Source organism: Aeromonas sp. R1-1, from assembly GCF_040908495.1.
Classification (GTDB): Bacteria; Pseudomonadota; Gammaproteobacteria; order Enterobacterales; family Aeromonadaceae; genus Aeromonas; species Aeromonas veronii.
Genome location: NZ_JBFODV010000160.1, coordinates 1 through 3,146, shown reverse-complemented (window position 1 = coordinate 3,146; position 3,146 = coordinate 1). Strand labels below are relative to the sequence as shown.

Sequence of the window (3,146 nt, the reverse complement as noted above, 5' to 3'; positions counted from 1 at the left end):
GGCGTGCCTGTTCCATGCCAAAACCTGGTTCGCCCTGGCGCCGAAAGCCATGCGTATCTTCCGTGGTGAAGACCTGGTACCGGAGAAGCCGATCGTTCTCGCCCAGTATGTGGCGCTGGCGGTGGTGTCCCTGCTTGTCCTGATCATCGTGGCCTGAGGAGAAAACAATGAGACGTTCTGACGAACCAATTTACTGGGGTCTGTTTGGTGCGGGTGGCATGGTCGTTGCCATGCTGCTGCCGGTCATTGTCCTCATCACCGGTCTGCTGGTGCCCATGGGCATCATGGACGTGGAAACCATGAGCTATGACCGCGTGCACGCGTTCGCCAGCTCCTGGTGGGGTGCCTGCATCCTGCTGGTGATCATCGCCCTGCCAGTCTGGCACGGTATGCACCGTATCTACCACGGTCTGCACGATCTGGGGATCCACACCACCAAGCTGCACCACTATGTGTTCTATGGCTTTGCCTTCCTGGTATCTGCCATTAGCGTCGGCCTGCTGATGGTGCTGGTACTCCAGTAATCACATCTGACTGATTGACCAAACCGGGCCTCGTGCCCGGTTTTTTTTGCCCCGCTATCCCGCCCCTGCTTTTTATTCACTCAAACAATTCGAGAAAAACCAGATTATCGTCCAATCATATGGCGATCACAGTCACATAACACCAATACATTCGTCATTTGTAGCAAACCATTTTGACCACCATCAATTTAGTGACATCTATATCAATTATAATTATTCAGATTAAATAATTATTCATATGGAGCTAGCTAATGACAGACAAAACACGCTCGGTGAGCCTAGGCAGTTACCTGGCACTGGCCTTCGCCGTGGTCTTCTTCTCCGGACTGTTGCAATCCGGCGAGTGGTACGGGGTATTCGATTTCACCACGCTGAACGGTTCGTTCGGTACCATGGTCCAGAGCGTCAGCGAGAATGGTGACGGCATCAAGACCGCCATGACCGACATGCGCGGCAAGGGGGGCAACGGGGCGCGAGATGGCTTTCTGTTCGCCCTGACCCTGATCCCCACCGTGATGTTTGCCCTCGGCATGATCAATGTGCTGGAGCACTACGGCGCGCTGGAAGCGGCCCGCAAGTTGCTGACCCCGCTGCTGCGTCCGCTGATGGGGATCCCGGGCAACACCGGCCTCGCCCTTATCGCCTCCCTGCAGAGTACCGATGCCGGTGCCGCCATGACTCGTCAGCTCAAGGATGAAGGGCTCATCACCAAGCGTGAAACCGACGTATTCACCATGTTCCAGTTCTCCGCTGGTGCCACCATCGTCAACTTCTTCTCCTCCGGCGCCGTGCTGTTCACCCTGACACTGGCAGATGGCAGCCCGGCGGTCAGCTCCTCCATCGGTCTGGCTGTCATCGTGATGTTCGCCTTCAAATTTGTCGGGGCCAACCTGTTTCGGGTCTACCTCAATATGAGCGAAGGCAAGCAGACCGATAACAACACCCAGCAGACCCTCAACACTCAGGAGCAAGCCAAATGAGCCAGGCCAACATCAAGAAACCCATCGTCACCGATATCTTCGTCGAAGGGGCCAAGAAGGGCTGGGTCATCGCCACCACCTCCACCGTACCCAACGTACTGATGGCCTTCGTCATCATCAAGGCGCTGCAGATCACCGGCGCGCTGGATGCCATGGGCGCCATCTTCTCCCCTGTCATGGCCATCTTCGGGTTGCCCGGTGAGGCGGCAGCCGTGCTGATCGGCGCCTGGATGTCGATGGGCGGCGCGGTCGGTGTGGTCATCACCCTGTTCGATCAGGGGATCCTCAACGGCACCCACATCGCCATTCTGGCGCCAGCCATCTACCTGATGGGCTCCCAGGTACAGTACATGGGCCGCATCCTCGGCTGCATCGGCACCGAAGGGCGTTACATCCCCATCATGGTCGCCATCTCGGTACTCAACGCCTTCGGCGCCATGCTGGTGATGAACATCCTTCTCTGACCCGAACCTGATAGTGGAGCAAGCAATGACTTTTTCTCTGGATCAATACCTGACCGAACTGGCCCTGCTGATCAATCTGGATTGCGGATCCCTGCACCAGCCGGGCATTGCGGCAGTGGCCGACCTGATGGCTGCCAAATATGAGGCGATGGGCGGCTGGCAGATCAAGCGGGTCGACTGTGGCGCCGCCGGGGTGGGACTGGAGATCCGCAACCAGCCTGATGCGGCGCAGATCGATGTAATGCTGATCGGCCATATGGATACAGTCTTCCCCCTCGGCACCGCCGCCGCCCGCCCGATGAGCGTCGATGGTGAGCGCGCTTACGGCCCCGGTGTCTCCGACATGAAATCCGGCCTGCTCAACATCGTCTATGCCCTGCGTGAACTGCCCCGCGAGGTGCGCGATCGCCTGAGCATCTGCGTCTGCATGAACCCGGACGAGGAGATTGGTTCCCTCCACTCCAGTGACTGGCTGGCAGCGGTGGCCAAACAGGCGAAACAGGTGCTGGTGGCCGAAGCGGCCCGCGCCGATGGCTCGCTGGTCAAGGCGCGCAAGGGGATGGCCCGTTATCGCATCGACTTCACCGGCAAGGCGGCTCACGCGGGCAACGAACCGCAGAAGGGGCGCAGCGCCATCACCGAGCTGGGCCACTGGATCCTGGCCATCAACGCCCTGACCAACTTCGAGAGCGGCACAACCCTCAACATCGGCATTGTCGAGGGGGGCAATGGCGCCAACATAGTGCCGGCCCATGCCAGCGCCGTGGTAGACGTCCGCTTCTGGGACAATCAGGAGTACCACCAGATCAACGATCATCTGCTCACCCTGGCCGAGCGGCCGCATCTGGACGGCGTCACCATCCAGCTGACCCGCGAGGCCCACAAACCGGCCATGGTGCCGTCCGAGGGCACCCAGGCACTGATGCAACTGGTGGAGGAGTGTGGCGCCGAACTGGGGCTGCCGATCAGCTGGCAGGAGGTGGGGGGCGGCTCTGATGCCAACCTGACCGCCGCCCTCGGCATCCCCACTCTGGATGGTCTGGGCCCTATCGGTGCCGGTTTCCACAGTGACGAGGAGTATCTGGATCTGGCCAGCATTGCCCCGCGCATCGAGCTGCTGGTGAAGGTACTGACCCGTCTGGCAGCTTGAGAGCCTCTCACGTAGAAAAGGGCCAGCC

At 59.7% G+C, this 3,146-nt stretch carries 4 protein-coding genes and 1 pseudogene; all 5 read left to right on the top strand.

Features of this window, described 5'->3' with window-relative positions; genetic code table 11:
- Positions 1 to 157 (top strand): annotated as a pseudogene (locus tag AB5Y92_RS09210) (fumarate reductase subunit C); the annotation flags it as partial.
- 10 nt (positions 158 to 167) lie between these two features.
- The gene (frdD, locus tag AB5Y92_RS09205) at positions 168 to 524 is read left to right on the top strand and encodes a fumarate reductase subunit FrdD (RefSeq protein WP_005335059.1); all 357 of its coding nucleotides are present in this window, start codon (positions 168 to 170) and stop codon (positions 522 to 524) included.
- Positions 525 to 775: 251 nt separating this feature from the next.
- Entirely contained in the window at positions 776 to 1,504 is a 729-nt protein-coding gene (locus AB5Y92_RS09200) for a nucleoside recognition domain-containing protein (protein ID WP_158109835.1), read from the top strand.
- A complete protein-coding gene (locus AB5Y92_RS09195; protein WP_005335063.1) occupies positions 1,501 to 1,968 on the top strand; it encodes a YjiG family protein in 468 nt (155 codons plus the stop codon). The genes AB5Y92_RS09200 and AB5Y92_RS09195 overlap by 4 nt, the downstream gene beginning before the upstream one ends.
- 25 nt (positions 1,969 to 1,993) lie before the next feature.
- On the top strand, positions 1,994 to 3,118 hold the full coding sequence (locus tag AB5Y92_RS09190; protein WP_368226570.1) for a M20 family metallopeptidase: 1,125 nt from the start codon (positions 1,994 to 1,996) through the stop codon (positions 3,116 to 3,118).
- The last annotated feature ends 28 nt before the right edge of the window (positions 3,119 to 3,146 follow it).

Bases quoted from the DNA above. Each gene is read 5' to 3' on its own strand.
- frdD (WP_005335059.1), top strand. From the start codon at position 168: ATGAGACGTTCTGACGAACCAATTTACTGGGGTCTGTTTGGTGCGGGT.
- AB5Y92_RS09200 (WP_158109835.1), top strand. From the start codon at position 776: ATGACAGACAAAACACGCTCGGTGAGCCTAGGCAGTTACCTGGCACTG.
- AB5Y92_RS09195 (WP_005335063.1), top strand. From the start codon at position 1,501: ATGAGCCAGGCCAACATCAAGAAACCCATCGTCACCGATATCTTCGTC.
- AB5Y92_RS09190 (WP_368226570.1), top strand. From the start codon at position 1,994: ATGACTTTTTCTCTGGATCAATACCTGACCGAACTGGCCCTGCTGATC.